This is a genomic window from Sphingomonas sp. NIC1, assembly GCF_001638925.1.
GTDB classification, from domain to species: Bacteria; Pseudomonadota; Alphaproteobacteria; order Sphingomonadales; family Sphingomonadaceae; genus Sphingomonas; species Sphingomonas aquatilis.
On record NZ_CP015521.1, the window covers coordinates 2,627,325 to 2,651,946 of the forward strand.

The window sequence follows — 24,622 nt, forward strand, 5'->3', positions numbered from 1 at the left end:
AGTGACGACATGCAGGGACGGATGGCCGCAATCGCGGCGCTGGGGCTGGCCGCGAGCAGCATCGGTCAGGCACAGCAGACGCCACAGCGCCCGGCGGAGCCGCGCACGGTGCAGCAGGATTTTGAAGCCGCGACGGCCTTGTCGAGCGGCACCGATCGGGCCGCCGCGCTTGCCGCGTGGGAGGCTCTGGAAAAGCGGGTCGCGGACCGACCACGCAATCTCGGGCTGGTGCTGGTCCGCAAAAGCGTTGTCCTGGATGCGATGAACCGCAGCGACGAATCGGTCGCTGCCGCGCGCCGCGGACTTGCGCTGCTGCCGGCGACTGACGCGTCGCTGCGCGACGATCGCTATTCGGCCTACACCAACCTTGCGCATGTCGCGCATCGGACGCTCGATTACGCCAGCGCGGCGTCCTTCTACGCCCAGGCGGAAACGCAGGCGACGAACCCGACCGATAAGCTCGCGGCGCTGCTCGGCCAAATCCGGACCGCGACCTTCACCGATCCGGCGGCGGCCGCGGCGGCGGCGGCGCGCGCCGATGCGCAGCTGGCGCAGGTGAAGCCCGACAAGGAGGTGCTGGCGAGTTTTGCCTCAGCCAAGGCCGTGCTGGCGCTCAACCGCCACGACCTGCCGACCGCGACGGCGCAGGCGATGGATGCGGTGAAGGACTTGGGCGGCCTGACCAACAAGACCGATCTGCGCGATGCCGCTGCCCGCTCGACCGCCGCGCTCGCCCTGCTGCTGTCGGGTCGGAAGGACGAGGCCCGCCGCTATATGGCGATGACCGGCGCGGGCCGCGTGCCCGACGGCAATTTCGATCCGGGCGCGGCGATGATGCCGCCCGATTGCGGCGGCGAGGCCGGATTGAAGCCGCAGGACATGGCGATCGTGCAGTTCTCGATCCGGGACGACGGAACGGTGCTGCTGGCCGAACCGATCTACGCAGAGGGCGGCGGCGCGGTTGCGCTCGCCTTCGCCCAGGCCGCACGGAGCTGGTCGTGGAGCGTCGAGCAGGTCAAGGCGATTCCGTCGTTCCTGCGCTACAACGTCCGCGTCGAGCTGCGCTGCAACCTCGCCTTTCCGCGGCCGTCGATCGGCGACGGACTGATGACGACGCTGACCGAATGGCTCCGCGCCCAGGGACAGCCGGTGCCGGAAGAACCGGAGAACCCGGCTCAGGCGCTTGCCGGCGAACGCGCGGCGCTGGCGGCGGCGCCCGAAGGCTTGCCGCGCCTCGTCGCGCTGGTGGCGCTGATCCGGTCGCCGGTGGTCCCGCGTGAGGAAAAGCAGGCCTTCGCCGAGGAGGCGTTAAAGATCGCGCAGGGGGCCAAGGCGCCCGTGACGGGCCAATTGGGCCTCGCGCTCGAAGAACGCACCAACAGCCGCGCGGATATCTGGGGCGCCTCTGCCTACCGTCGCGTCGTGGCGCCGCTGCTCGACCAGCCACCCTATGCCGACAATCCGCAGGCGCGCGCCGCGATCCGGCTGCTCCTGGGCGACAAGGAGGAACCGCGCAGCGACCGGCGGGCGGCGCTGCTGGATCAGGTGGTCAAGGATCAGGCGCTCGGCGAGCACGACGCGCTACGGACCGGCGCGCTGATCCGCCTGGCGTCGCTGGCCCAGGCGCGGGGCGATGCGGTCGCCGCGAAGGACGCTTTCGCCCAGAGCGGCCTGTCCGCCAATCAATGCGCGCTGGTCGGCGATGCGCCGCAGCTGCGCCATGCCGGCGGCACCTTCCCCGAGGAAGCGATGTCCTGGGGTTTCGAGGGCTGGACGCGGACGCAGTTCGACATCGCGGCCGATGGCGCCGTCGTCGCGCCGCGCGTGATCGTGTCCTATCCTCCGTTCATCTTCACCCAGGCCGGCAATGCGACGGCCAAGAGCTTCGTCTTTTCGAAGACCTATCGCCCGGCCGGCGCTCTCGCATGCGGTGCGGCGACGCGGCAGGTCCGGTTCCTGCTGCCGTCTAGGCACTGATTGCCGCGGCGGTTGCGCGCCGCCGCCCAGCGCTTATGTGGGCGGGGATGGCGCGTAATCCCACCCGTTCGAACGACTGGGGCTTTCCCCGCTGGCGCGGCTACGGCTCGTCGCGCGAGGCGACCACGGTACGCCTGTGCGATCGGCACGGCTGCGACGCGCCGGGCAATTGTCCTGCGCCCAAGTCGCCCAACAGCCCCGATCGCTGGTATTTCTGCGAAGCGCATGCCGCCGAATACAATCGCGGCTGGAATTACTTCGAAGGTCTGTCGGCCGAGGAAGCCGCCCAGCGCGAGGCATCGGAAAGCCGCACCGCATCGGGCTATGCCAATGCCAGCCATTATGCCTGGGGCGGCCCCGGCGACGGCAGCCGTTCGCGCGACGAGATGCGCGCGCTGGAGGCGCTGGAGCTGGACAGCGACGCCGATTTCGATGCGGTGAAGGCGGCCTGGCGCCGCCTGGCCAAGGCGAACCACCCCGACGTCCGGCCCGGCGATGCTGATGCCGCGGTGCGGTTCCAGGCGGTGCAGGCGGCTTATGAGGTCTTGCGAACGGCAGAGGAGCGGCGCGAGTGGCGCCCCAGCTGAAGCACGTCCCCAGCGCCTGGTCCGGCGCGGTCCTGGTCTGCGGCAAATGCTCGAAGAAGATCGACGGCGGCTTCGGCAAGAAGGGTCGCACGCCGCTCGCCAAGGTGTTGCGCAAGATCCTGGGGCTGAAGAAGGGGAGCAAGGCGCCGCTCGGCGTGGTGGAAACGCGCTGCCTAGGGGTATGCCCGCGCGGTGCGGTGGCGCTGATCGATGGCCGCGATCCGCACCGCTGGCTGGTGGTGCCGCAGGGCGCCGACGTGGCGGAACTGGCGGCGCGCCTCGCGCCGCAGCCCGAGGCGCGCTGACGGTCGCCCCACACGCCCCGTCACCCGGGACTCGTTCCGGGGTCCACTCCGCGGCGAGGGGGACGGCTTGAGGCGTGAACGTCCCCTAGCGGCCCGGTGGACCCCAGACCAAGTCTGGGGTGACGGCGTGGGCGTTCAAACGTACCGCGCCGCCGTCTCGCGGATCAGCGCGATCATGTTCGGGATGCCCTGCGTCCGGTTCGAACTCAGCTGGTTCTTGAGGTCGAACGACGCCAGTTCGCCCTCGATATCGGTCGCCAGGATATCGCCCGGCGCGCGATCCTGCACCGTCAGCAGAACCAGCGCGATGATCCCCTTGGTGATCGCAGCATTGCTGTCCGCCAGGAAATGCAGCGTGCCGTCGTCGCGCCGCGTCGGATAGACCCACACCGACGCCGAACAGCCGCGCACCAGCGTCGCCTCCGTCTTCAGCGCATCCGGCATCGGTTCGAGCGCACGACCGAGGTCGATCAGCAGCCGATAGCGATCGTCGGCATCCAAGAAGTCGTATTCGTCGCGAAGGTCGGCGAGGCTGGTCATGGCACGCGCGGTACAGGTGGGGGCGGGGCGGGGCAACCGGGCTCGTCTCAGCGGGCTTATGCGGTCCAGGCCAACCGTCATCGCAGGGGATGCGAGACCTCTTTGGGGGGGCGCCTCGTTTGCGTCCATCAAGCCGTCACCCCGGACTTGTTCCGGGGTCCACCGGGCCGCAAGGGGGCGCTTCGTTGCTTGCGAAACCGCGGATGCCGAAACACGTCCGGCATGACGTAAAGGTCTTCCGAAGCGATCCCGCCAAGGTGTGCGCTGGGAGTCGCGAGGGGCACTGTGCCCGTGCGGATGGTCTTGCACAAACACGAAAAAGGGCGGCCTCCTTGCGGGGGCCGCCCTTGATCTGTCGCTTCGGTCGGCCGTCATGGGAGTAAATCCCATGACGTCGGACGGCACGCGAGGTGCCGCCGGCCGGCCTTGGATCGGGGCCGCGCAAGCGGACCCCGATCCTGCGGCTTACTTCAGCTCGACGGTCGCGCCAGCTTCTTCGAGCTGCTTCTTGATCTTCTCGGCTTCGTCCTTGTTCACGCCTTCCTTGACCGGCTTCGGCGCGCCCTCGACGAGAGCCTTCGCTTCGGTCAGGCCCAGGCCGGTGATCGCGCGGACTTCCTTGATGACGTTGATCTTCTTGCCACCGTCGCCGGTCAGGATCACGTCGAACTCGGTCTTCTCTTCAGCGGCCGGAGCGGCAGCGCCACCGCCAGCAGCCGGAGCAGCGGCAACAGCCGCAGCGGCCGAAACGCCCCACTTCTCTTCGAGCATCTTCGACAGCTCAGCGGCTTCGAGGACGGTCAGTTCGCTCAGGCTCTCAACGAGCGCGTTCAGGTCTGCCATGGTACTTCCTTCATAGTTCGGGGCATCGCCCCGGAGTGTCGTTCACACAATCGCTTGAGGCCAAGCGCCTGAAAGATCAGGCGGCTTCCTTCTCGGCATAGGCCGACAGCACGCGCGCGATCTGCGCCGCGGGAGCCTGGGTGATCGTCGCGAGCTTCGTTGCCGGAGCAACGATGAGGCCCACGATCTTCGCACGCAGTTCGTCCAGCGACGGCATGGTGGCGAGCGCCTGCACACCGGCTACGTCGAGAGCCGTCGCGCCCATCGATCCGCCCACGATTTCGAACTTGTCGTTCGTCTTCGCGAATTCGACCGCAACCTTGGCTGCGGCGACCGGATCGACCGAGGAGGCAAGGCCGACCGGGCCGGTGAGCATATCGCCCAGCGCGCCATAGTCGGTGCCATCGAGTGCGATCTTGGCAAGCTTGTTCTTCGAGACCTTGTAGGTCGCGCCGGCATCACGCATCAGATTGCGCAGTCGCGTGGACTGCGCCACCGTCATTCCGTTGTTGCGGGTGACAACCACCACGCCGACCTCGGAAAAGGTGCGATTCAACTCGGCAACGGCCGCGGCCTTTTGAGCACGATCCATGCCATTCTCCACGTTTGAGAAGGCCACGCGAAGCGGCCCTCCCGGTTACAAACCGGCAGGGGAGAACCCCGGCCGGGGTTGTCCATCGATGGGGAAGGGCACCCGTGAAGGTGTAGCAGACCGACGCAAGGCTATCGCCCGACCGGTCCGTCAAATTCCTGTCCCCGTCTCGGCAGGACATTAAGCCGCGGCATATTCCGCAGCACCTGCTGTCTTGGACGGATGCACGACGGGCGAACCCGCCGGCAAGGCCGCGCACATAGCGGAAATACGGGCCGAGTCAATCGGGCCATCAATTCCTCCCCCGCCAGGGGGAGGGGGACCGCTCGGCGCAAGCCGAGTGGTGGAGGGGGAGGGAAACAATGTCCCCCCGTCGCAAAGACCATCGCCGACCGCCCCCTTCCGACAGCGCTGCCGGCTGCCACCTCCCCCTGGCGGGGGGGGGGTGCGTGTCTTCAATCCGTCACTTGCGTTTCATCCAGCCGTCATCCGATCGCAATCCCCCTGCCGCTTTCCCCCGCCAAAATGGGGACCGCACCGCCGGCCAACGGGCCGCGATCAAGGGGGAATTCCATCATGACCATGCTCGACCAGCCGGCCATCGGCTATGACGATGGCGACATCGATACCAATGTCAGCGCGAACGGCCACATCAATGATCTGATTGCGCTCCGCTATTCGCGCCGCCAGACGCTGCGCGGTGGCCTGTCCGCGATGAGCATGGCGGTGTTCGGCGGCGCGATGCTGGCGGGCTGCGACAAGGACGACACCCGCCGCGCGACGACGGTGACCGCGGGCGACGCCACCAGCACCACCAGCGGCAAGACGGTGACTTTGGTCGGCACCGTCACCAGCGGCACGGCGAGCAGCACGGGCTGGACGCAGACGAGCGGCCCGACGGTCGCGCTGAGCACCAATTCGACCGGCACCGCCACCTTTACCGCACCCGCGGTGACGCAGAGCACCGTCCTCGGCTTTCAGTTTGCCAGCACCTCGTCGGATGGCATCCGCTCGATCGCCGACACCAGCGTCACCGTCGCGCCCGCGATCCTCGACTTCACGGCGGTGTCCAAGAGCCTGGCCGACGTCGTCGCGGTGCCCTCGGGCTATCAGGTGGCCGTCCTCTACCGCCTCGGCGATCCGATCAACGGCAGCGTCGGCGCTTATGCCAATGACGGCAGCGACACGACCTTCTCGGCGCGCGCGGGCGACCATCACGACGGCATGAGCTATTTCGGCCTCGCCGCCAGCGGCACCACGCCGGACGCGAGCAACAGCAGCCGCGGCCTGCTGGTGATGAACCACGAGAATATCACCGAAAGCTATCTGCACCCCAACGGCCCGACCAACCTGTCGTCGGGCGTCCGCCCGACCGCCGAGGTGCTGAAGGAGATGGAGTGCCATGGCGTCAGCGTGATCGAGATCACGCGCGGCACCAGCGCCTGGAGCTACAGCAGCACCAGCAGCTTCAACCGCCGCATCACGCCGTTCACGCCGACCAGCTTCTCGGGGCCGGTCGCCGGCAGCGCGTTGCTCTACACGGCCTATGCGACCAACGGCCGCACCGGTCGCGGTACGATCAACAATTGCGCCAACGGTCGCATGCCGTGGAACACCTATCTGACCGCGGAAGAGAATTGGGCGGGCTATTTCCGCCGCGATTCGGGCGACAACACGCGCCGCGCCGCCGCGGTGGGGGCGAAGTCGGTCACCGCTTTCTCGCGCTACGGCCTCAGCGAACGCGCCGGCAATTATCGCTGGACCTTCTCCGACGCGCCGACCTCGGGCGACACGACCCGCGTCGCCAAGTTCAACGCGACGATCGACCCGACCAAGGCGGCCGACGGCACGCAGGATTTCCGCAATGAGCCCAATCAATATGGCTGGATCGTCGAAATCGACCCGTTCGACCCGTCGTCGACCCCACGCAAGCGCACCGCGCTCGGCCGCATGAACCACGAAGGCTGCGTCGTCGGCCGCACCATCGCCGGCATCCGCCCGGCCTTCTACATGGGCGACGATGCGCAGAACGAATATCTCTACAAGTTCGTCTCCGCGACGCCCTGGTCCGATGCCGACGCCACCGCGAGCAACCGCTTGGCAATCGGCGACAAATATCTCGACAGCGGCACGCTGTACGTCGCCAAGCTCAACGCGGACGGCAGCGGCCAGTGGTTGCCGCTGGTGTTCGGGCAGGGGCCGCTGACCGCGGGAAATGCGGCCTATGCCTTCGCCGATCAGGCCGATGTGCTGACCCATGCCCGCCTGGCTGGCGACGCGCTGGGCGCGACCAAGATGGATCGTCCCGAATGGACGGCGGTCAACCCGGTCAACGGCCAGATGTACCTGACGCTGACCAACAATTCGTCGCGCACCGCGGCCAACACCGATGCCGCCAATCCGCGCGCCTATAGCGATCCCAAGACGACCGGCGGCCAGACCAACGGCAACCCCAACGGCCACGTCATCCGCCTGCGCGAAACCGGCGACACCAGCGAGGCGACGAGCTTCACCTGGGATATCTACGCTTTCGGCGCGGGCGCGGACCTTAACCCCGCCAACATCAACCTGTCGAACCTCGACGCGACGAACGACTTCTCGTCGCCGGACGGCCTGTGGTTCGCCCGGCCCAGCAACGTCGCGGGGCAGGGGACGCCGCTGATGTGGATCCAGACCGACGACGGCGCCTATACCGACGTCACCAATTGCATGATGCTCGCCGCGATCCCCGGCACCGTCGGCGATGGCGGCACGCGGACGATCACCAACAGCCTGAACGGCGTCACCGCCAGCCAGACGACGCGCATCGGCAAGGCGCCGGGCACGTCGCTGAAACGCTTCCTGGTTGGCCCAAAGCAATGCGAGATCACGGGCATCGATTCGACGCCGGACGGCCGGACGCTGTTCGTCAACATCCAGCATCCGGGCGAAAACGGCGGTCCGACCAACATCACCAGCAACTGGCCGCAGAGCCAAGCGACCGGCACCGGCACCGGTCGTCCGCGCTCGGCGACGATCGTCATCACCAAGACGGATGGCGGCATCATCGGCCTGTAATCGGACCGGCGCGACCGCGGGTGACGACCACCCGCGGTCGCTGCCTTCAAAAAAAGTCCGCTTTCGACCCGTGTCGGGAACCTCCCGTTAAAGACTGGCGCGGCATAGCAGGCTCCATGATCCCGAGTGCCACCCCTCTGTCGCCGATCGTGGGCCCCGTTCGCCCAGAGGAGCGGCCGTGAAGCAGCGGGAACCGCGCCGGAAGGTGATGGTGCGTGCGCGTATGCGCCGGGGCACCGGTTGGGGCGACGTCACGATCCACAATATGTCGTCGCGCGGGCTGCTCGCCACTGCGGACGAGGAATTCCGCCCGGGTACAGTGATCGAGATCCGGCGCATCCATCACATCATCGTCGGCCGCGTCGTGTGGGCGAAAGGCCAGTATTTCGGCGTCCGCACGCAGGACAAGATCGACATCGACGGCATCGTGTCGGCCAAGCCCCCGGCGCAGAAGCCGGGAACCGAGGCGGGCGCATCGGGCCCAGACCGGCGCGGCGCCAACCGGGCCGTCTCGGTCGCCGAGCGGGAGGCCAAGAGCCGCCGCTTCGCCGCGCGCTTCCAGTTCGTCGTCATGCTGATCGGCATCGGCGCTGCGGGACTGATCGCGGTGCAATATGTCTCGGGCGTGTTGTCCACCCCGCTCGCCGCCGTCAGCGCCGCGCTCGACGGCAAGTAAGGCCGCCGGGCAGCTCCAAACGCCCCGTCACCCCGGACTTGTTCCGGGGTCCACCGGGCCACGGGGGGGCGTTCTCGCCTTTGACCATCCCCCCGCCGCGGAGTGGACCCCGGATCAAGTCCGGGGTGACGGTGTGAGCGGGGCAGCCGCTCCGAACCACGTCCGCCACACGAAAAAAGGGCCGGGATCGCTCCCGGCCCTTTTCGTATATCCGAACGATCGGAAAGGCTTACGCGCCCGCGACTTCGGCGGTGTCGACGCGGATGCCCGGGCCCATCGTCGAGCTGACGGCGACCTTGCGGACATACTTGCCCTTGGCGCCCGACGGCTTCGCCTTGACGACCGCATCGACCAGCGCGTCGAAGTTGCGACGCAGGTCTTCCTGGCTGAACGACGCCTTGCCGATGCCCGAGTGGATGATGCCGGCCTTTTCGACGCGGTATTCCACCTGACCGCCCTTGGCGGCCTTCACCGCTTCGGCGACGTTCATCGTCACGGTGCCGAGCTTCGGGTTCGGCATCAGGCCCTTGGGGCCCAGCACCTTACCGAGGCGGCCGACGACGCCCATCATGTCCGGGGTCGCGATGCAGCGATCGAAGTCGATCGTGCCGCCCTGGATCGTTTCCATCAGGTCTTCCGCACCGACGACGTCGGCGCCGGCGGCGCGCGCTTCGTCAGCCTTCGGACCGCGGGCGAAGACGCCGACGCGGACGGTCTTGCCGGTGCCGGCGGGCAGCGTCACGACGCCGCGGACCATCTGGTCGGCGTGGCGCGGATCGACGCCCAGGTTCAGCGCGACTTCGATCGTCTCGTCGAACTTGGCGGTGGCGTTCTGCTTCGCGAGCGCGATCGCCTGATCGACGCCGTGCAGCGTTTCCGGGTTGATGGCGTTCGCCTTCTGCTTCTTGGTCAGCTTGGCCATTCTATCAGCCCTCCGTCACTTCGAGGCCCATCGCGCGGGCGGAGCCTTCGATGATCTTGGTCGCAGCCTCGATGTCGTTGGCGTTCAGATCCTTCATCTTGGTCTGGGCGATCTCGGCGAGCTTGCTGCGCGCGATCTTGCCCGCGACGACCTTGCCCGGCTCCTTCGAACCCGACTTCAGGCCGGCGGCCTTCTTGATCAGGAACGACGCCGGCGGCGTCTTGATCTCAAAGCTGAACGAACGGTCGGCATAGACGGTGATCTTGGTGGGCAGCGGCGTGCCCTTGTCCATGTCGGTCGTCTGCGCGTTGAACGCCTTGCAGAATTCCATGATGTTCACACCGCGCTGACCCAGCGCCGGGCCGATCGGCGGGGCGGGCTTGGCGTCGCCTGCAGGAACCTGCAGGTTGATGTAACCTGTGATCTTCTTTGCCATGTCACTCTCGTTTCAAGTTTAGCGGTCCAGACGGGGCAAGCCCCTCCCGCAAGCATTCCAGGCATGAGCGTGGAAGCGCGGGCCCTTACGCGCAAAGACGCGCGGGGGCAAGGGGGGCAACATGGACCGCCCGGCGGCTATGACTGGGGAGAGCTCTAGGAAGCGATCGACGTGTCCGTAACCCGTCATCCCGGCCTCGAGCCGGGATCCCGCTTCTTTCTTCTGCCGTTGATAAAGCAAGACCCCGGATCACGTCCGGGGTGACGGGGTTGGGCGCGCGCGGCGGGGATCACGCCCTACGGACTTTATGCGACGCGGCGTCCCATGTCGCGCTCGTCCAGATACGGCGCCACGATCCCCATCGCGCGATAGCGGTCCTGCACCTCCTCCGGCAGCAGCGCAAAGGCGCGGATGACGCCCCGACATTCGGGGCTGCCGCACGCGCATTGCATCGACCAGTCGGGGTCGGCGAGCGTGGTGGAATAGTCCCAGGCAATCTCCTCCCCAGGCGCGATCGGGCGCAGCGCGACCAGGAAGACGCCATCGTCCGTGAAGCGCAGGCCTGCATTGGGCGAGCAGCTGTGGTTGATCAGATCGTCGATCCGCCCCGACGGCCCCATATAGCGGTCGCGCCCGATCTGCAGATACCGGTCCGACGCGCCGCTCAACCCTTGCGGCAGACGCGCGGCGGGGACGATCGGGCCGGAGAAGCGCACGATCGTCTCGGCTTGCGCAAACCCCTGCGCCGCGAACACCGCCTTGCCGATATGCGTCTCGCCGACCGCGAACGGGTTGGCGGGCAGATAGGCGTCGAGCACGCGCAGCTTGCCCTCGCGCCGCCCGAACGAACGGATCGGGTTCAGCGTCGCCAGCCCCACCATGAACCAGACGCTGGCGTGGCACAGCAGCTCGACGACGACATAGCCATATTCGCCCACCCCCGAACCGGGGCTGCGCATCGTCACCAGCAATGTCGCCATGTCGCCCAGCGTCCACAGCCCCCAGGCCGGCGAGCGTTCGCGCGCGCGATCCTCCCACACGCTTGCCCAGGTCGGCCAGAAGCCCAGCGGCACCGCCGCGACGACGAGCATATGCGCCCAGAATGTCTCTTGCAGGGGCAGCCACAGGATGATCGCGGCGAGGCTGGCCGCCATGCAGATCGTCTCGGTCGAGGACGGCCGCGTCCAGCGTGAGCGGCGCCACATGGCGAGTGTCACGACGATACAGGCGAGCGCGGAGACGATGAAGACGATGCCCTGCGGCTCACCCGGATTGACCGCGACATAGGTGGCGGCCTCGACCCCCGTCGCGACTGTCCAGATCAGCCAGGACGCGCGGCTCGGCTCGAGCAGATGCCGCCGAAGCCCTGCCAGATAAATGGCATAGCCCGACAGGCTCAGCACCATCGCCACGATGAACCAAGGCTCGACCGTCATTCCCCCACCTTCTTGGTGAACAAGGCGTAAACGATGATGGTAAATCCGTCGAGGGGGCGGGGCGTGCGGCGCCCGCCATCGCAAGCGGTGACGACGCGCTCCGGGGCGTTCCGGTCTGATGCTGGCGTGCAGCACCGCGCTCGCGATGCCGCCCGGCCGGCGGACTCCCTCACCGTCACCCCGGACTTGTTCCGGGGTCCACCTGGCCGCGAGGGGAAGGCTGGAGCCTCTTGCCGTCCCCCAAGCCGCGGAGTGGACCCCGGAACCAGTCCGGGGTGACGGGATGGGTGGGGCGGGGGTTTCGTGACCTACAACGGCAAGCTTGGACCGGGTCTGATGCCCTCAAGGCCCCGGCCCCGGTTGTGGCATCCCACACACGCGCACCACCGCATGCCGCCCGGCTCGCGCACCCCCTGCCCGTCACCCCGGACTTGATCCGGGGTCCCGCTTCTTGCCCGACCACCAAAAGCGGGCCCCCGGCTCAGCGCCGGGCGACGGTAGGCCGCGACGAACCCTACAACGGCAAACTCGGCTGCACCTCGTCGTCCGCCGGCTCGGCGCCCGGCCGCAGGATGCCGGACAGCGTCAGGCCGAGCAGGCGGACGCCGCCCGGTACGGGCAGCTGCGCGGTCAGCAGGTCGATGCCGATGCCGAGGAACGCCGCCTTGCTCGCCACCGGCATGGCGAGCGAGCGGGCGCGGGTGATCGTCTGGAAATCGGCGTGGCGCAATTTCATCGTCACCGTCTTGCCGCGTGCGCCCGAGCGTTCGACGCGCTCCCACGCCGCGTCGGCGACGCGGGCGAGCGCGGCGTGGAGGTCGGCCGGATCGGTCAGATTAGTCTCGAACGTCCGCTCCGCACCGATCGACTTGGCGGCACGATGCGCGCGGACCGGACGGAAATCCTGCCCGCGCGCAGCGCCGTAAAGATAATCCGCATAGGAGCCGAAATGCTGTTGCAGAAAGGCGAGCGGCCGGTCGCGCAGGTCGGCGCCGGTGACGATGCCCAATTGCTCCATCCGCCGCGCCGTCACTGGCCCCACGCCATGGAAGCGCTTGACCGGCAGCGAGGCGACGAAGGCGGCGCCCTTGTGCGGCGGGATGACGCAGAGGCCGTCGGGCTTGTTCTGGTCCGATGCCAGTTTGGCGATGAACTTGTTGTAGCTGACGCCTGCCGAGGCGGTAAGGCCGGTGGCCTGCTTGATCCGCGCACGGATCTGCTCGGCGATCGCCTTGGCCGATCCCAAGCCGTGGCGGTCTTCGCTGACGTCCAGATAGGCTTCGTCGAGCGACAGCGGTTCGACCGCGTCGGTATAATCGGCGAAGATCGCGCGGATTTGGTTCGACACGGCCTTGTACACCTCGAACCGCGGGCGGACGAAGACGAGGTCGGGACAGCGCCGGATCGCGGTGACCGACGGCATCGCCGATCGCACGCCGAACGCCCGCGCCTCATAGCTTGCCGCCGCCACTACGCCGCGCGCGCGGCTGCCGCCGACCGCCACCGGCTTGCCCCGCAGCGCCGGATCGTCGCGCTGTTCGACCGAGGCGTAGAAGGCGTCCATGTCGACGTGAATGATCTTGCGCATGGGGGGCGTCGCGCCGTCGGCCATCGTGCAGCCATCCCGCCAATCCCATCGCAGATCAAGGCGTTGCCGTTGCGTTTGCGGTAGAACGAAGCATGACCAACCCATCATCCGACCCGGCCCCGGGCAAGACCGCGCTGCTGCTCATCGATATGGTCAACGCGCTCGATTTCGAGGGCGGGGACGATCTGCGCGCCGCGACCGAGGATATCGTCGCGCCGATCCTGGCGCTGCGCGCGGCCGCGGATGCGGTGGGCGTGCCGGTGATCTACGTCAACGACAACAACGGCCAATGGCATTCGGAACGCACGCGTCTGGTCGAGGAGACGCTGGCCAAGGACACGCCCGGCCGCGGGGTGACGCAGGCGCTGCGCCCGCGCGACGACGATTATTTCATCATCAAGCCGCAGTTTTCGGGCTTCTACGCGACCAACCTGCCGGTGCTGCTGCCGCAACTGGGGGTGAGCCGGCTGATCCTGACCGGCGTCGCCGCCGACATCTGCGTGCTGTTCACCGCGGCGGACGCGCATATGCGGCAGTACGATCTGTGGGTGCCGGGCGATGCGGTCGCGGGCAACCATCCCGAACGGACGCGCTGGGCGCTGGAGATCATGCGCAACAGCATGGACGCGCTGGCCGAGCCGACGAAGGAGATGACGTTGGCCGAGTGGGTGGCGCGCGGGTAGGGCTCTCTTTTCGTCACCCCGGACTTGATCCGGGGTCCCGCTTCTCCACCGGTCGGCCAATAGCGGGACCCCGGATCAAGTCCGGGGTGACGGGATTGTTGGGGTGACTGGCTGGTTAAGGGCTCAGTCCCCCGCCGCCAGGACCGCCGCCACCTCCTCCTCCGAAATCCCGAACGCACCGGCGAGGCCGGTCACCGACGCGCCGCGCTTCGCCAGCACGCGGATGCGGTCGGCGTCGACCAGCGTCGTATAGCCGCGCGTGTCGCGCTGTTCGCGGACGACGTCCTTGCGACCGGAGCCGCGCGGGCGACGTGCTTCGCGGGCATGGGGGTCGCGGGCGGCGGCCTGTTCCTCGGCCTCGCGACGGGCGGTGCGCGCCTGTTCGCGCTGCGCCGCCTCCGCCTCGCGCTCGGCGGCGCGGGTTTCGAGGCGACGTTCGGTGTCGGCGACGCGCGCGGCAGCCCGGGCCTTGCGGGCCTGTGCGCGTTCGGCGGCGCGCGCGTCGGGGCTGGCGTTGCTGCGGACGCGCAATCCGGTGGAGGGGCCGACGCCCCAGCTCTTGTCGACCACGTGTGTTCGAATCCTGGTGAACGGGGCAGCGCGCCTAGCAGGTCGTCGCACAGCGCGACACCTTCGGCGGTGTCGAACGTTGTCGCCGCCGCACCGAATCGTGAAGGAGCCTGCCATGACCGCCATCCGCTGCCTGATCGCGTTGCCGTTGCTGGCACTCGGCGCCTGCGGGTCGGGCGGGGGGTCCGCCTCCACGACCGGCGAGGCGGAGGCGACGCCCATGGTCGCAGCGAGCGCCACCCCGCGCGCGCCATCGACCCCCAGGCCGGCGCGCACCAGCGTCGCCGCATTGCAGCCCCTGTCTTGCGCCGCGGAGATTGGGCCCGCGGCCGCAGCAAAGCGGGTGGCGATCTGCCGGAACGTCTCGCCCGCGACGCATCCGCCGTGCAACGCAGCCAACAGCTGCGCGATGATCGAGGACGAGATCGCCCGGTCCTGCGCGCTGTTCGACGGGAAGGGGCAGCGCATGGCCGGCTGTACCGTCGATCCGACCAGCGGACAGGCGGCCGCCGATGTGGTGCGGCGCTATTATGCCGCGATCAACGCGCGCGATTATGCCACCGCCTGGACGCAATGGGGCGACGATGGCCGACCGGGCCAGACCTTCAAGGGCTTCGAACAGGGGTTCGCCAAGACCCGTGCCACCCGCGTGACGATTGGCACGCTGCCCCCGGCGGAGGGCGCCGCCGGCTCCGTCTACCAGACCGTGCCCGTCACGGTGGAGGCAACGACGGATGGCGGCGCGCGCCAGCGGTTTGCGGGAAGCTATGTCGTCCGCCGCGTCAACGGCGTGGACGGCGCGAGTGCGGCACAATTGCGCTGGCATCTCGATTCGGCGACATTGAAGCCGGCCACCGGCGGCTGATCCTTATCCCACAGGGCCAACTCACTCCTCCCCCGCCAGGGGGAGGTGGCATGCCGCAGGCATGACGGAGGGGGAGGTCAGGGCGACGCTTGGCCGCAGGGCATGTTGCCGTCCGCCCCCCTCCGTCACTGCCGCCTGGCGTGGGAGGACCATTATCATTTGGCCGCCTTACAGGTCGACGCCCGCCGCGATCGCTTCCAGCTTGCGGATCCGTTCCTTCAGGTCCGCGATCTCGATCCGCGATCCGGCGGAGTGGACGGGGGGCAGCGCGTCGGCCTGCGCATCGAGCTGCGAATGCTTCAGCGTCAGCCAGCTGCGCCAGCCGGACAGGCCCGCGGTAGTCACCATGGCCAGGCCGGCGAGGCCCGACAGCGACAGCGTCAGATACAGTTCGGGATCGGTCATCGTCCGTCTCCTCAGCGGTGGCGCAGGCGCTCGATCTCGCGGTCGAGATCGGACGTGCTGCGATTGTCGGTGATCACGCGCTCCAGCACCTGGATGCGCTCTTTCAAGTCGCGCACCTCCTGGGTGAGGCGGCGGGTGTCGTCGGTCATGTCGGGCTGAAACCGGTCCGCATGGCGCGGGCCGAAGGCGTTGAAGCGGGCGCGGAGCACGCCGCCGATCACCACCAGCGCGACGATCGCGACGATCATTTCTGCGGGGTTCATGGGTGTCGTCTTTCCGTGGGGAAGGGAAGGAGGATCAGTTGACCGGCAGGCGCTTCACCGCCGGCTCGTCGCGCAGCCGTTCGATCTCCTGCGCCAGGTCGGCGCCGCGATCGGTGACGATGCGTTCGAGCACGCGGACGCGCTCTTCCAGCCGTTCGGTCTGCGCGGCATATTGCGCCGCTTTCTCGGCGACCTTGTCCGCCTCGATCTCCATCCGGCGCTGTTGCAGCGCGAACCAGGGCTTGACGAAGACGCCGCCGAAGATCGCGAGCAGGCCGCAGCAGATGCCGAGGATCGGGATGAGCATGGCGGACATGTCAGTTGGCCTCCAGACGGAGCGCTTCGATCTCGCGGTCGAGGCGGTGCGCACGATCGGTAACGATGCTCTCGACGGTGGCGAGCCGTTCCTGCAACCGGTCGATCTGGCCGATGCGCCGGGCGTTCTCGGCGTCGAGCAGTTCGATATCGTGGCGCGCCGCCAGATCGGGGGCGGAGATCGCCTTTTTCACCTTGCGCTGGCCGTACCACTGGATCGCCAACGTGATTGCGGCACCCAGCGCCATGCAGAAGACATGATCGGGACCCATGTTGCGTGTCCTTCTTAATGGCTGCGCAGCGCGTCGATCTCGCGAGCGGTGCGCTCGGCAGGATCGGTGGCGATGCGTTCGACGACGGCGAGGCGGTCCTTGATCGACCCCAGTTCGGCGCGCAGCTGCGCGTTTTCCTGGCTGAGCAATTTGACGCGCTCGGCCGTCTCCTCGTTCTTCTGCGGATAGACCGCCTGGCCCCAGGCGCCGTCGAGCGGATAGCCGTTCTTAACCCGCAGCCAGGTGGTGATGATCCAGCCGGCCATCGCCATCACCATGATGAGCGCGGTCAGCGGAAACATACCCTGGACGATGGAATAGACTTCGGGAGACATGACGTTTTCCCTTTCGCGTCAGCGGTCGCGGAGCGCTTCGATCTCGCGGGCGGTGCGCTCGGCGGGATCGGTGGCGATGCGTTCGAGGACGGCGATCCGTTCCTCCAGGCGGCTGACCTGCCCGGTCAGCTTGTCATTCTCTTGGGTCAGCAGGCCGATGGTGCGCTCGGCGTCGGGCGAACCCCCGTGGCGGCGCTCGTGGCGGCTGCGCCAGCGATCGGGTTCATAGCCGTGGCGAACGCGGATCCAGTTGTTGATGACCCAGCTTGCCGGCCCGATCGTGAAGATCGCGATCGGTACGAGTATCCCCAAGTTACTCATGGTCGTATCCCCTCTTTCAGCTCGCGAGGCAAAGGCTCAGCGGAGGCTGTCGATTTCCTCGGCCAGCCGGCTGTTCCGGCTGGTATAGTGCAGTTCCATGTCGGCGAGCCGGCGGTCGATATCGCGCAGCTTGCTGCGCACTTCGGTGGTCGACCGCTTTGGGTTGGTGCGCACGCCCTGCCAGAATTTGGCGTCCTCGTGGCTCTCGTACAGATCGACCGGCTTCTTGGGCGCCAGCCACGCGGCGGCGATATAGCCCAGCAGGACCCAGCCGGAGGTGGCGACGGTCAGGATGACCATGGCGACGCGGACCAGGGTGATGTCGAAGCCGGTGTAGTCGGCGATCCCCGAACACACGCCGGATACCTTGCCGTTCGGCTTGTCGAGGTAGAATTGGGTGCGGGCGGACATCTCAGTTCCTCCGGTCGAGCTGATAGTGGGCTTGCTGAGCGGTCAGGCTCGGCTTGAAGTCGGGGTTGTCGGCGGCGACGATCCGCTCGACGGTGTTGAGGCGATCCTCCAGCCGGCGGGCGAGATTATACATCTCGTCCAGCAGCTTCTCGTCCTCGTCGGTGATCTTGGGTGCCTGCTTCCACTTGGTGACATAGTGCAGGATCACCCAGGGCGCGCCGATGAAGAGCGATCCGAACAGGATGGCCGGGACGGCGATATCCTCCATCTCAATCCTCCTTCTTGAGGCGCGCCTTCAGCGCGGCGAGTTCGGCATCCACCTTGTCGCTCTGGCGCAGCTCGGCGATCTCTTCCTCCAGCGTCTTCGGCACGCCCAGGCCCAGCGCCTCCGCGCGGCCCTCGGCATCGTCGACGCGGCGTTCCAGGATGTCGAAGCGGCTGAACGCCTCGTGCGTCTTGGGCCCGGCATACATCTCGCGCAGGCGGTAGCGGTTGTTGGCGCTTTCCAGCCGCGTCTGGACGTTGGACTGCTTGGCGCGCGCCTCGGTCAGCTTCTTCTGCAGCTTGGCGATATCCTCTTCCGACGCGCGCAGCGCATCGTCGAGCACCTTGACCTCGATCATCAGCTGCTCGGCCATGTCGCCGGCCTTCTGCTTCTCGACGAGCGCCGCCTTGGCCAGGTCTTCGCGGTCCTTCGACAGCGCCAGCTCCGCCTTTTCCTGCCAGCTCGCCTGCAACTGGTCGAGCTTGTTGATGTGGCGGCGCATTTCCTTCTGGTCGGCGATCGTGCGGGCGGCACTGGCGCGCACCTCGACCAGCGTCTCCTCCATTTCGAGGATGATCATGCGGATCATCTTCGCCGGATCTTCCGCCTTTTCCAGCAGGTCGGCGAAATTGGCGGCGACGATGTCGCGGGTGCGGGAAAAGATGCCCATCGTGTCGGTGCTCCTCAAAATCATGGCCGGGGCGGGCCGGGACCTTGGCCCGCCCCGGTTTGGGACCGCTTTACGCAACCTGGCGGGCGGTCGTCACGCTGGTCTGGTGTGCCGTCGCCGGTCCCACCGCGCCAGCGACGCAGGTCGCGCTGAACAGGACGGTGCAGACGATGGCGGCAAACTTGCGACCGATCTCGGTGTTGAACATGGGAACCTCCTCAAAAACCGTGTTTCGTGCCGCCGCGTTGGCGGTATGCCAGCAGCATTGCAGGAGGCGTGCCAATTCCGAAAACGGCGGATTTCCGTCGTTTCGGAGTGTATTATTTTCCTGAACCACCGATGAACACTTGCGCATTCTTGGTGTTTTCCGCCAGAAGTTGGCAATGCAGCGGACGACACAGGTCATCGGTCAATCGGGCGCCTTTCTGGACGCGCTGGAACGGGCCAGCCGCGTCGCCGCGCTCGACCGCCCGGTGCTGGTGATCGGCGAACGCGGCACCGGCAAGGAGCTCGTGGCCGAGCGCCTCCACCGCCTGTCGCCGCGCTGGGACCAGCCGCTGGTCATCATGAATTGCGCCGCGCTGCCGGAATCGCTGATCGAGGCCGAATTGTTCGGGCATGAGGCGGGCGCCTTCACCGGCGCCACCAAAGCGCGCGCCGGGCGGTTCGAAGAGGCGCATGGCGGCACCCTGTTTCTCGACGAGCTCGGCACGCTGTCGATGGCCGCGCAGGACCGGCTACTGCGCGCGGTGGAATATGGCGAGGTGACGCGGATCGGATCGTCGCGGCCGATGCGCGTCGACGTGCGTATCGTCGCGGCGACCAACGAACATCTGCCCGACAAGGTCGACGCACATGAGTTCCGCGCCGATTTGCTCGATCGCCTGAGCTTCGAGGTGGTGACGCTGCCCCCCTTGCGCGCGCGCTCCGGCGACATTGCCGTGCTCGCCGACCATTTCGGGCGGCGCATGGCGTCGGAGATCGGCTGGGAGCGCTGGCCCGGCTTCGGCCCGCGCGCGCTCGACCAGCTGCTGACGCATCGCTGGCCCGGCAACGTGCGCGAGCTGCGCAACGTCGTCGAGCGCGCGGTCTATCGCTGGGAAGGTGAGGGGCCGGTCGACGGCATCGAGATCGACCCCTTCGCCTCGCCCTATCGCCCGCAGGACGGCGCCCGACGCGGGGCCAGCGGCGGGAGCACGCCGCCGCCGGCTCCCGCGCCATCCTCCCCGTCGGCGGAGGTGGAGGACAGCCCCGTCGCCGCTTGCGATGCCGGCCCGTCCGACTTTAAGTCGCGCGTCGCCCGCTTCGAACGCGAACTGCTGGCCCGCGCGCTCGCCGAACACCGCTTCAACCAGCGCGCGACGGCGGAGGCGCTCGGCCTGAGCTACGACCAATTGCGCCACGCGTTGCGAAGGCACGACCTCATCAACGCGAACGGGTGAGGGCGCCACCCACCCCACCCACACCGTCACCCCGGACTTGGTCCGGGGTCCACTCCGCGGCGAGGGGGACGGCCGGAGCCTCTTGCCTGCCCCTTGCGGCCCGGTGGACCCCGGACCAAGTCCGGGGTGACGAAGTAGGGGGGGGCAATCCGCCACCCCCGCCATCCCCGTCACCCCGGCCGCAGAGCCGGGGTCCCGCTTCGTCTTCTCACCGCCCGTCGCACAAAGCAGGACCCCTGATCACGTCCAGGGTGACACACCGAAAGCTCATCACGCTTGCGTAACGGCGTGGGAGCGTTAGGCCCGCTTCCGCGTTAACGCGGGGACGCAACGTCCCCACCTTTTGGAAGGAGCCTTTCCCATGGCATTCGAACTGCCGCCGCTGCCCTACGCTTACGACGCGCTGGAGCCGGTCATCTCGAAGGAGACGATGACCTTCCACCACGACAAGCATCATGCCGCCTACACCAACAAGCTGAACGAAGGCGTCGCCGCCGACCCGAAGCTCGAAGGCAAGACGATCGAGGAAATCCTCGGCATGATTTCGTCGCTGCCCCCGCTGATCCGCAACAACGGCGGCGGCTTCTGGAACCACGATTTCTTCTGGAAGATCATGGGGCCGAAGGGTTCGACCCAGCCGTCGGGCGCGCTGAAGGACGCGATCGACGCCTATGGCGGCCTCGACAAGCTGAAGGAAGACTTCAACACCAAGGGCGCGGGCCAGTTCGGCTCGGGCTGGGCCTGGGTGATCAAGGATTCGTCGGGCGCGCTGAAGGTGACGTCGACGCCGAACCAGGACAATCCGCTGATGGACGATGCCAAGGAACCCGGCACGCCGATCCTGGGCAACGACGTGTGGGAACACGCCTATTACCTCACCTATATGAACGACCGCCCCGGCTATCTGAAGGCGTGGTGGGACGTCGTGAACTGGGACGAGGCCGGCAAGCGCTTCGACGCCGCGTAACGCACGTCAATCCTCCCTCGCTTTAGCGGGGGAAGGGGGACCGCCGGCGCAGCCGGTGGTGGAGGGGGCGTCTCCGCGAACGCAAGCTTCGCTTATCCGCCCCCTCCGTCACCACCTGCGGCGGCGCCACCTCCCCCTGGCGGGGGAGGACTTACTCCACCGGAATATCCGTCTCCGGATTCGCCTCGGTATTCAGCCCGTGCCGCAGCAGCATCGGGATATTCGCGAACGCGAACAGCAGGGTCAGCGGGATCGCGCCCCACAGCTTGAACCCGACCCAGAAATCCCAGTTGGTATTGCGCCACACCGCTTCGTTCAGCGCCGCCATCACGACGAAAAACAGCGCCCAATTGCGCGTCAGCTTGCGCCACCCTTCGGCGGTCAGCCCCGGATAGGCGGTGCCGAGCAGCCCTTCCAGCAGCGGCCGGCCGGTCAGCAAGCCGAAGCCCAGCACGATCGCGAACATCGCATAGACGAAGGTCGGCTTCATCTGGATGAACTTGGGGTCGTGGAAATAGACGGTCAGCCCGCCGAACACGACGACGAACCCGCCCGAAATCCACAGCATCGGCGAGATATGGCCGAGCTTGCGCTTCGACACGATCATCGCCGCGATGGTGGCGAGGACGAAGGCGGTCGTCGCGACGATCACCTTGGCGATCACCAGCGCGCCCGCGCGGTCGAGGTCGGACAGGAAGCCGGTGCCCGCGCCCACCAGCCGGATGGCGAGGGCCGCGGGGAACAGGAAATTGACCGCGAAGAAGACGAGCAGCGGCCCGTATTCAACGCCCAGCCGCACGCCGGGCGAGGATTTCTGGGGGGCGTGGGTCATGCCGTCATCTCCCCACCCGTCACCCCGGCCTCGAGCCGGGGTCCCGCTTCTTCTTCGACCCGCGCGGAAAAGCGGGACCCCGGCTCAAGGCCGGGGTGACGGAGTGCAGGCGACGTCACCGACCCCCACGCCGTCATTCCCGCGAAGGCGGGAATCCAGACGGGCTGGCCTTGCAGCTCCATCGCTGACGTTCGCCAATCTGGATTCCCGCCTGCGCGGGAATGACGATGGTAGGGTAAAACGCTCACTTCCGCCCCCCCGCATCGACACCGGCAATGATCCGCGCCACCTCGTTCGCATCGAACGGGCGCAAGTCGGTCATCCCTTCGCCCACCCCGATCGCATGGATCGGCAGGCCGTATTTCTCCGCCGCCGCGACCAGCACGCCGCCACGCGCTGTGCCGTCGAGTTTCGTCATCACGAGGCCGGTAACACCCGCCACCTCCTTGAACACTTCGATCTGCGACAGCGCATTCTGCCCCGTCGTCGCATCCAGCACGAGCACGACGTCATGCGGTGAGGCCGGGTTGATCCGCCCCAGCACACGGCGGATTTTCGCCAGCTCGTCCATCAGCTCGCGCTTGTTCTGCAGGCGGCCGGCCGTGTCGACGATCAGCACGTCGATGCCCGTCTCGGTCGCCTTCTTCACCGCATCCCACACCACGCCCGCAGCATCGCCGCCCTCCGGCCCGGTGACGATCGGCACGCCGACCCGCTCCGCCCAGGTGGCGAGCTGGCCGATCGCGGCGGCGCGGAACGTGTCGCCCGCCGCCAGCATCACGCCGTAATCCTGCTCCATCAGCAGATGCGCGAGCTTGGCGATCGTCGTCGTCTTGCCCGATCCGTTGACGCCGATCACCAGGATCACCTGCGGCCGCGGGAAGGCTTCGATCTCGATCGGCTTGGCGACCTTGGCGAGCGCCTTTTCCACCTCTTCGGCGACGACCAGGCGGATGCCCAGCTCCTCCATGTTGCGCTCGAACGTGCCCGCGGCCAGCCGCGCGCGGATCTTGCCTGCGGTATCGGGGCCGAGGTCGGACGCGATCAGCGCCTCCTCCACCTCGTCCAGCGTCGCATCGTCCAGCCGCGCGCCGCCGAGGCCGGCGAGGTTGCCGACCAGCCGGTCGGACGTCTTCTTGAAACCGCCGAGCAGGCGTTCGTGCCAGGAGGGGGTGGTGCTCATGAAATAGTACCTAGCAGATGGGTGTCGGTTGCAGCGGTGATGCGGGCGGACACGATCGTTCCCGGTTCGGCGGGAGCGTCCAGCAGCACCTCGGCGAAATTGCCGGCGTGGCCGCGGGTTCCCGGCCGTTCGACCAGCACGTCCTGCACGCTGCCGGTGAGGCCCGCAAGCCAGGCCGCCCGGCGCCGGCCGGCGCTCGCGCGCAGCCGTTCGGCGCGGTCCTTGATCGCGGAGGGCGCGACCTGCGGCATACGGGCGGCGGGGGTGCCGGCGCGCGGGGAATAGGGGAAGATATGGCCATGGACGATATCGGCGTCGTCGATCAGCGCCAGCGTGTCGGCGAACATGGTCTCGTCCTCGGTCGGGAAACCCGCGATCAAGTCCGCGCCGATCGCGATCTCGGGACGTGCCGCCTTCAGTCGCGCGACCATATCCACGGACTGTGCCCGCGAATGCCGCCGCTTCATCCGCTTCAGGATCATGTCGCTGCCCGCCTGGAACGACAGATGCAGGTGCGGCATCACCCGCGGCTCGCCCGTCACCAGCTCGAACAGCCGTTCGTCGATTTCGATCGAATCGAGCGACGACAGCCGCAGCCGCGCGAGCGCCGGCACATGCCGCAGGATGCGCTCGACCAGCAGCCCCAGCGTCGGCGCGCCGGGCAGGTCGTGGCCATAGCTCGTCAGGTCGACGCCCGTCAGCACCACCTCATGATGCCCCGCATCGACCAGGCCCGCGATCCGCTCCACCACCGCGCCCGCGGGCACCGACCGGCTGGGCCCGCGGCCGAAGGGGATGGCGCAGAAGGTGCAGCGATGGTCGCAACCATTCTGCACCTCGACGAACGCGCGCGCATGGCCGGTGAAGCTCGCGGCGAGGTGAGGGGCCGTCTCGCGCAGCGCCATGATATCGCCGACGACGACGGGTTCCAGGCTCGCCCAGGCGGCGGGGTTCAGCTTTTCGCCATTGCCGATCACCCGGTCCACCTCCGCCATCGCGGCGAAGCCGGCGGGGTCGATCTGCGCCGCGCAGCCGGTGACGACGATCTCCGCATCCGGCCGGTCGCGCCGTGCCCGCCGCACCGCCTGCCGGCTCGCCTTCACCGCCGCATTGGTGACCGCGCAGGAATTGACGACCACGGTATCGCGCCCCGCCAGCAGGGCACGGATCGTTTCGCTCTCGGCGATGTTGAGACGGCAGCCGAGGGAGATGACCTCTGGCGCGGGAGCAGACATGACGCGCGATCTAGTGAGGGACGGCGCCCAAGTCCATGACATGGCGGCCGCGGTATTGGACTTCTGGTTCGGCCTGACCCAGGAACAGCATTTCGCCAAGGACGATGGCCTCGACCGGCAGATCGCCGACCGCTTCGGCGCGATGCGCGACGGCCTGCTGCGCGGCGATGCGGAGGGGTGGCGCGACGACCCCGACGCCTTGCTCGCCGCGATCATCCTGCTCGACCAATTCTCCCGCAATATCCATCGCGACACGGCGCAGGCGTTCGCGGCGGACGATCTCGCCGTCGAGCTGACGCTGGAGGCGATCGCCAAGGGCTGGGAAGGGCGCTTTCCCCCGGAGCGGCGCGTGTTCCTGTACATGCCGCTGATGCACGCGGAGAACCTCGGCCTGCAGAACCTGTCGGTCGAGAAGTTCGAGGACCTGGGGCTGGCGGAGAACATCGCCTTCGCCAAGGACCACCGCGACGTGATCGCCCAATACGGCCGCTTTCCCAGCCGCAACCCCGCGCTGGGGCGGGAGTCGACCGAAGCGGAACAGGCGTATCTCGCGCAGCCGGATGCGGGTTGGTAGGTTTCCTTTCGGCACCGGCCCCTCATTCGTCATCCCGGCGCACGCCGGGATCCAT

Annotated in this window: 31 protein-coding genes; 10 read left to right on the forward strand and 21 right to left on the reverse strand. The window is 67.8% G+C overall.

The genetic code is table 11. From position 1 onward, the window contains the following. Positions 1 to 9 precede the first annotated feature (9 nt). Genes A7E77_RS12405 through A7E77_RS12415 form a run of 3 tightly spaced genes read left to right on the forward strand, consistent with a single transcriptional unit; the run spans position 10 to position 2,869 of the window. Positions 10 to 1,977 carry a hypothetical protein gene (locus A7E77_RS12405; RefSeq protein WP_063688303.1) on the forward strand — a complete coding sequence of 656 codons (1,968 nt, stop codon included), beginning with the start codon at positions 10 to 12 and terminating at the stop codon, positions 1,975 to 1,977. A gap of 47 nt (positions 1,978 to 2,024) precedes the next feature. Then, positions 2,025 to 2,564: a J domain-containing protein gene (locus tag A7E77_RS12410; protein WP_017978218.1), complete on the forward strand. Its 540-nt coding sequence runs from the start codon at positions 2,025 to 2,027 to the stop codon at positions 2,562 to 2,564. After that, on the forward strand, positions 2,549 to 2,869 hold the full coding sequence (locus tag A7E77_RS12415; protein ID WP_053111637.1) for a (2Fe-2S) ferredoxin domain-containing protein: 321 nt from the start codon (positions 2,549 to 2,551) through the stop codon (positions 2,867 to 2,869). Before A7E77_RS12410 ends, A7E77_RS12415 begins: the two co-directional genes overlap by 16 nt. A 135-nt stretch (positions 2,870 to 3,004) precedes the next feature. Here the strand turns inward: A7E77_RS12415 and A7E77_RS12420 are convergent, their stop codons facing one another. The 3 genes from A7E77_RS12420 to rplJ form a co-directional block, all read right to left on the reverse strand. Then, positions 3,005 to 3,409 carry a SufE family protein gene (locus tag A7E77_RS12420; RefSeq protein ID WP_017978220.1) on the reverse strand — a complete coding sequence of 135 codons (405 nt, stop codon included), beginning with the start codon at positions 3,407 to 3,409 and terminating at the stop codon, positions 3,005 to 3,007. A gap of 465 nt (positions 3,410 to 3,874) precedes the next feature. Beyond that, the gene (gene rplL, locus A7E77_RS12425) at positions 3,875 to 4,252 is read right to left on the reverse strand and encodes a 50S ribosomal protein L7/L12 (protein WP_017978221.1); all 378 of its coding nucleotides are present in this window, start codon (positions 4,250 to 4,252) and stop codon (positions 3,875 to 3,877) included. Positions 4,253 to 4,328: 76 nt separating this feature from the next. Continuing rightward, the gene (gene rplJ / locus A7E77_RS12430) at positions 4,329 to 4,844 is read right to left on the reverse strand and encodes a 50S ribosomal protein L10 (protein ID WP_017978222.1); all 516 of its coding nucleotides are present in this window, start codon (positions 4,842 to 4,844) and stop codon (positions 4,329 to 4,331) included. A gap of 582 nt (positions 4,845 to 5,426) precedes the next feature. On the opposite strand from rplJ, the gene A7E77_RS12435 reads away from it, so the two are divergent. Then, positions 5,427 to 7,901 carry a PhoX family protein gene (locus A7E77_RS12435; RefSeq protein ID WP_053111684.1) on the forward strand — a complete coding sequence of 825 codons (2,475 nt, stop codon included), beginning with the start codon at positions 5,427 to 5,429 and terminating at the stop codon, positions 7,899 to 7,901. 178 nt (positions 7,902 to 8,079) lie between these two features. After that, positions 8,080 to 8,577, forward strand: a complete 498-nt coding sequence (locus A7E77_RS12440) for a PilZ domain-containing protein (RefSeq protein ID WP_017978225.1) — start codon at positions 8,080 to 8,082, stop codon at positions 8,575 to 8,577. A 229-nt stretch (positions 8,578 to 8,806) separates the two neighbouring features. On the opposite strand, the gene rplA is transcribed toward A7E77_RS12440, so the two are convergent. The 4 genes from rplA to dinB form a co-directional block, all read right to left on the reverse strand. Next, positions 8,807 to 9,499 (reverse strand): 50S ribosomal protein L1, encoded by a 693-nt coding sequence (gene rplA, locus A7E77_RS12445; RefSeq protein ID WP_017978226.1) that lies wholly within the window; start codon positions 9,497 to 9,499, stop codon positions 8,807 to 8,809. Positions 9,500 to 9,503: 4 nt separating this feature from the next. Beyond that, positions 9,504 to 9,935, reverse strand: a complete 432-nt coding sequence (gene rplK / locus A7E77_RS12450) for a 50S ribosomal protein L11 (RefSeq protein WP_017978227.1) — start codon at positions 9,933 to 9,935, stop codon at positions 9,504 to 9,506. 305 nt (positions 9,936 to 10,240) lie between these two features. Further along, positions 10,241 to 11,371, reverse strand: coding sequence for an SET domain-containing protein (locus A7E77_RS12455; protein WP_053111638.1), 1,131 nt, complete (start codon positions 11,369 to 11,371; stop codon positions 10,241 to 10,243). Between the two features lie 514 nt (positions 11,372 to 11,885). Next, a complete protein-coding gene (dinB, locus tag A7E77_RS12460; RefSeq protein WP_053111639.1) occupies positions 11,886 to 12,983 on the reverse strand; it encodes a DNA polymerase IV in 1,098 nt (365 codons plus the stop codon). A gap of 68 nt (positions 12,984 to 13,051) precedes the next feature. Here dinB and A7E77_RS12465 point away from each other — a divergent pair, with 68 nt between their 5' ends. Continuing rightward, positions 13,052 to 13,642 carry an isochorismatase family cysteine hydrolase gene (locus A7E77_RS12465; RefSeq protein ID WP_053111640.1) on the forward strand — a complete coding sequence of 197 codons (591 nt, stop codon included), beginning with the start codon at positions 13,052 to 13,054 and terminating at the stop codon, positions 13,640 to 13,642. Positions 13,643 to 13,765: 123 nt separating this feature from the next. Here the strand turns inward: A7E77_RS12465 and A7E77_RS12470 are convergent, their stop codons facing one another. Then, positions 13,766 to 14,212 carry a hypothetical protein gene (locus A7E77_RS12470; RefSeq protein ID WP_063688305.1) on the reverse strand — a complete coding sequence of 149 codons (447 nt, stop codon included), beginning with the start codon at positions 14,210 to 14,212 and terminating at the stop codon, positions 13,766 to 13,768. Between the two features lie 115 nt (positions 14,213 to 14,327). Between A7E77_RS12470 and A7E77_RS12475 the strand changes: the two genes are divergently transcribed. Further along, positions 14,328 to 15,077: a nuclear transport factor 2 family protein gene (locus tag A7E77_RS12475; RefSeq protein ID WP_063688307.1), complete on the forward strand. Its 750-nt coding sequence runs from the start codon at positions 14,328 to 14,330 to the stop codon at positions 15,075 to 15,077. A gap of 168 nt (positions 15,078 to 15,245) precedes the next feature. Here the strand turns inward: A7E77_RS12475 and A7E77_RS12480 are convergent, their stop codons facing one another. From A7E77_RS12480 to A7E77_RS18035, 10 genes are all read right to left on the reverse strand, one after another. Then, positions 15,246 to 15,482 carry a hypothetical protein gene (locus A7E77_RS12480; RefSeq protein WP_017978233.1) on the reverse strand — a complete coding sequence of 79 codons (237 nt, stop codon included), beginning with the start codon at positions 15,480 to 15,482 and terminating at the stop codon, positions 15,246 to 15,248. An 11-nt stretch (positions 15,483 to 15,493) separates the two neighbouring features. Further along, entirely contained in the window at positions 15,494 to 15,745 is a 252-nt protein-coding gene (locus A7E77_RS12485) for a hypothetical protein (protein WP_063688309.1), read from the reverse strand. Between the two features lie 34 nt (positions 15,746 to 15,779). Next, positions 15,780 to 16,061: a hypothetical protein gene (locus A7E77_RS12490; RefSeq protein ID WP_017978235.1), complete on the reverse strand. Its 282-nt coding sequence runs from the start codon at positions 16,059 to 16,061 to the stop codon at positions 15,780 to 15,782. Position 16,062: 1 nt separating this feature from the next. Continuing rightward, positions 16,063 to 16,332 (reverse strand): hypothetical protein, encoded by a 270-nt coding sequence (locus A7E77_RS12495; RefSeq protein WP_063688310.1) that lies wholly within the window; start codon positions 16,330 to 16,332, stop codon positions 16,063 to 16,065. A 14-nt stretch (positions 16,333 to 16,346) separates the two neighbouring features. Next, positions 16,347 to 16,667 (reverse strand): hypothetical protein, encoded by a 321-nt coding sequence (locus A7E77_RS12500; RefSeq protein WP_018251094.1) that lies wholly within the window; start codon positions 16,665 to 16,667, stop codon positions 16,347 to 16,349. Between the two features lie 18 nt (positions 16,668 to 16,685). Then, positions 16,686 to 16,979: a hypothetical protein gene (locus A7E77_RS12505; protein ID WP_017978238.1), complete on the reverse strand. Its 294-nt coding sequence runs from the start codon at positions 16,977 to 16,979 to the stop codon at positions 16,686 to 16,688. 45 nt (positions 16,980 to 17,024) lie between these two features. Beyond that, positions 17,025 to 17,399 carry an envelope stress response membrane protein PspC gene (pspC, locus tag A7E77_RS12510; RefSeq protein WP_017978239.1) on the reverse strand — a complete coding sequence of 125 codons (375 nt, stop codon included), beginning with the start codon at positions 17,397 to 17,399 and terminating at the stop codon, positions 17,025 to 17,027. 1 nt (position 17,400) lies between these two features. After that, a complete protein-coding gene (gene pspB, locus A7E77_RS12515; RefSeq protein WP_017978240.1) occupies positions 17,401 to 17,667 on the reverse strand; it encodes an envelope stress response membrane protein PspB in 267 nt (88 codons plus the stop codon). A 1-nt stretch (position 17,668) separates the two neighbouring features. Further along, entirely contained in the window at positions 17,669 to 18,334 is a 666-nt protein-coding gene (gene pspA / locus A7E77_RS12520) for a phage shock protein PspA (RefSeq protein WP_017978241.1), read from the reverse strand. Positions 18,335 to 18,404: 70 nt separating this feature from the next. Next, a complete protein-coding gene (locus A7E77_RS18035) occupies positions 18,405 to 18,542 on the reverse strand; it encodes a hypothetical protein (RefSeq protein ID WP_017978242.1) in 138 nt (45 codons plus the stop codon). A gap of 175 nt (positions 18,543 to 18,717) precedes the next feature. Between A7E77_RS18035 and pspF the strand changes: the two genes are divergently transcribed. Beyond that, positions 18,718 to 19,776 carry a phage shock protein operon transcriptional activator gene (pspF, locus tag A7E77_RS12525; protein ID WP_063688312.1) on the forward strand — a complete coding sequence of 353 codons (1,059 nt, stop codon included), beginning with the start codon at positions 18,718 to 18,720 and terminating at the stop codon, positions 19,774 to 19,776. Positions 19,777 to 20,137: 361 nt separating this feature from the next. Continuing rightward, positions 20,138 to 20,743 carry a superoxide dismutase gene (locus A7E77_RS12530; RefSeq protein WP_017978244.1) on the forward strand — a complete coding sequence of 202 codons (606 nt, stop codon included), beginning with the start codon at positions 20,138 to 20,140 and terminating at the stop codon, positions 20,741 to 20,743. A 151-nt stretch (positions 20,744 to 20,894) separates the two neighbouring features. Here A7E77_RS12530 and A7E77_RS12535 read toward each other — a convergent pair whose 3' ends face one another. From A7E77_RS12535 to mtaB, 3 genes are all read right to left on the reverse strand, one after another. Continuing rightward, the gene (locus tag A7E77_RS12535; RefSeq protein WP_063688315.1) at positions 20,895 to 21,575 is read right to left on the reverse strand and encodes a septation protein A; all 681 of its coding nucleotides are present in this window, start codon (positions 21,573 to 21,575) and stop codon (positions 20,895 to 20,897) included. Positions 21,576 to 21,819: 244 nt separating this feature from the next. Beyond that, positions 21,820 to 22,758: a signal recognition particle-docking protein FtsY gene (ftsY, locus tag A7E77_RS12545; RefSeq protein ID WP_063688319.1), complete on the reverse strand. Its 939-nt coding sequence runs from the start codon at positions 22,756 to 22,758 to the stop codon at positions 21,820 to 21,822. Further along, complete coding sequence (gene mtaB, locus A7E77_RS12550; RefSeq protein WP_063688321.1) at positions 22,755 to 23,993, reverse strand: tRNA (N(6)-L-threonylcarbamoyladenosine(37)-C(2))-methylthiotransferase MtaB; 1,239 nt, start codon at positions 23,991 to 23,993, stop codon at positions 22,755 to 22,757. The genes ftsY and mtaB overlap by 4 nt, the downstream gene beginning before the upstream one ends. Between mtaB and A7E77_RS12555 the strand changes: the two genes are divergently transcribed. Further along, positions 23,992 to 24,567, forward strand: coding sequence for a DUF924 family protein (locus A7E77_RS12555; RefSeq protein WP_413243578.1), 576 nt, complete (start codon positions 23,992 to 23,994; stop codon positions 24,565 to 24,567). The two genes, mtaB and A7E77_RS12555, sit on opposite strands and share 2 nt — an antisense overlap. Positions 24,568 to 24,622 lie beyond the last annotated feature (55 nt).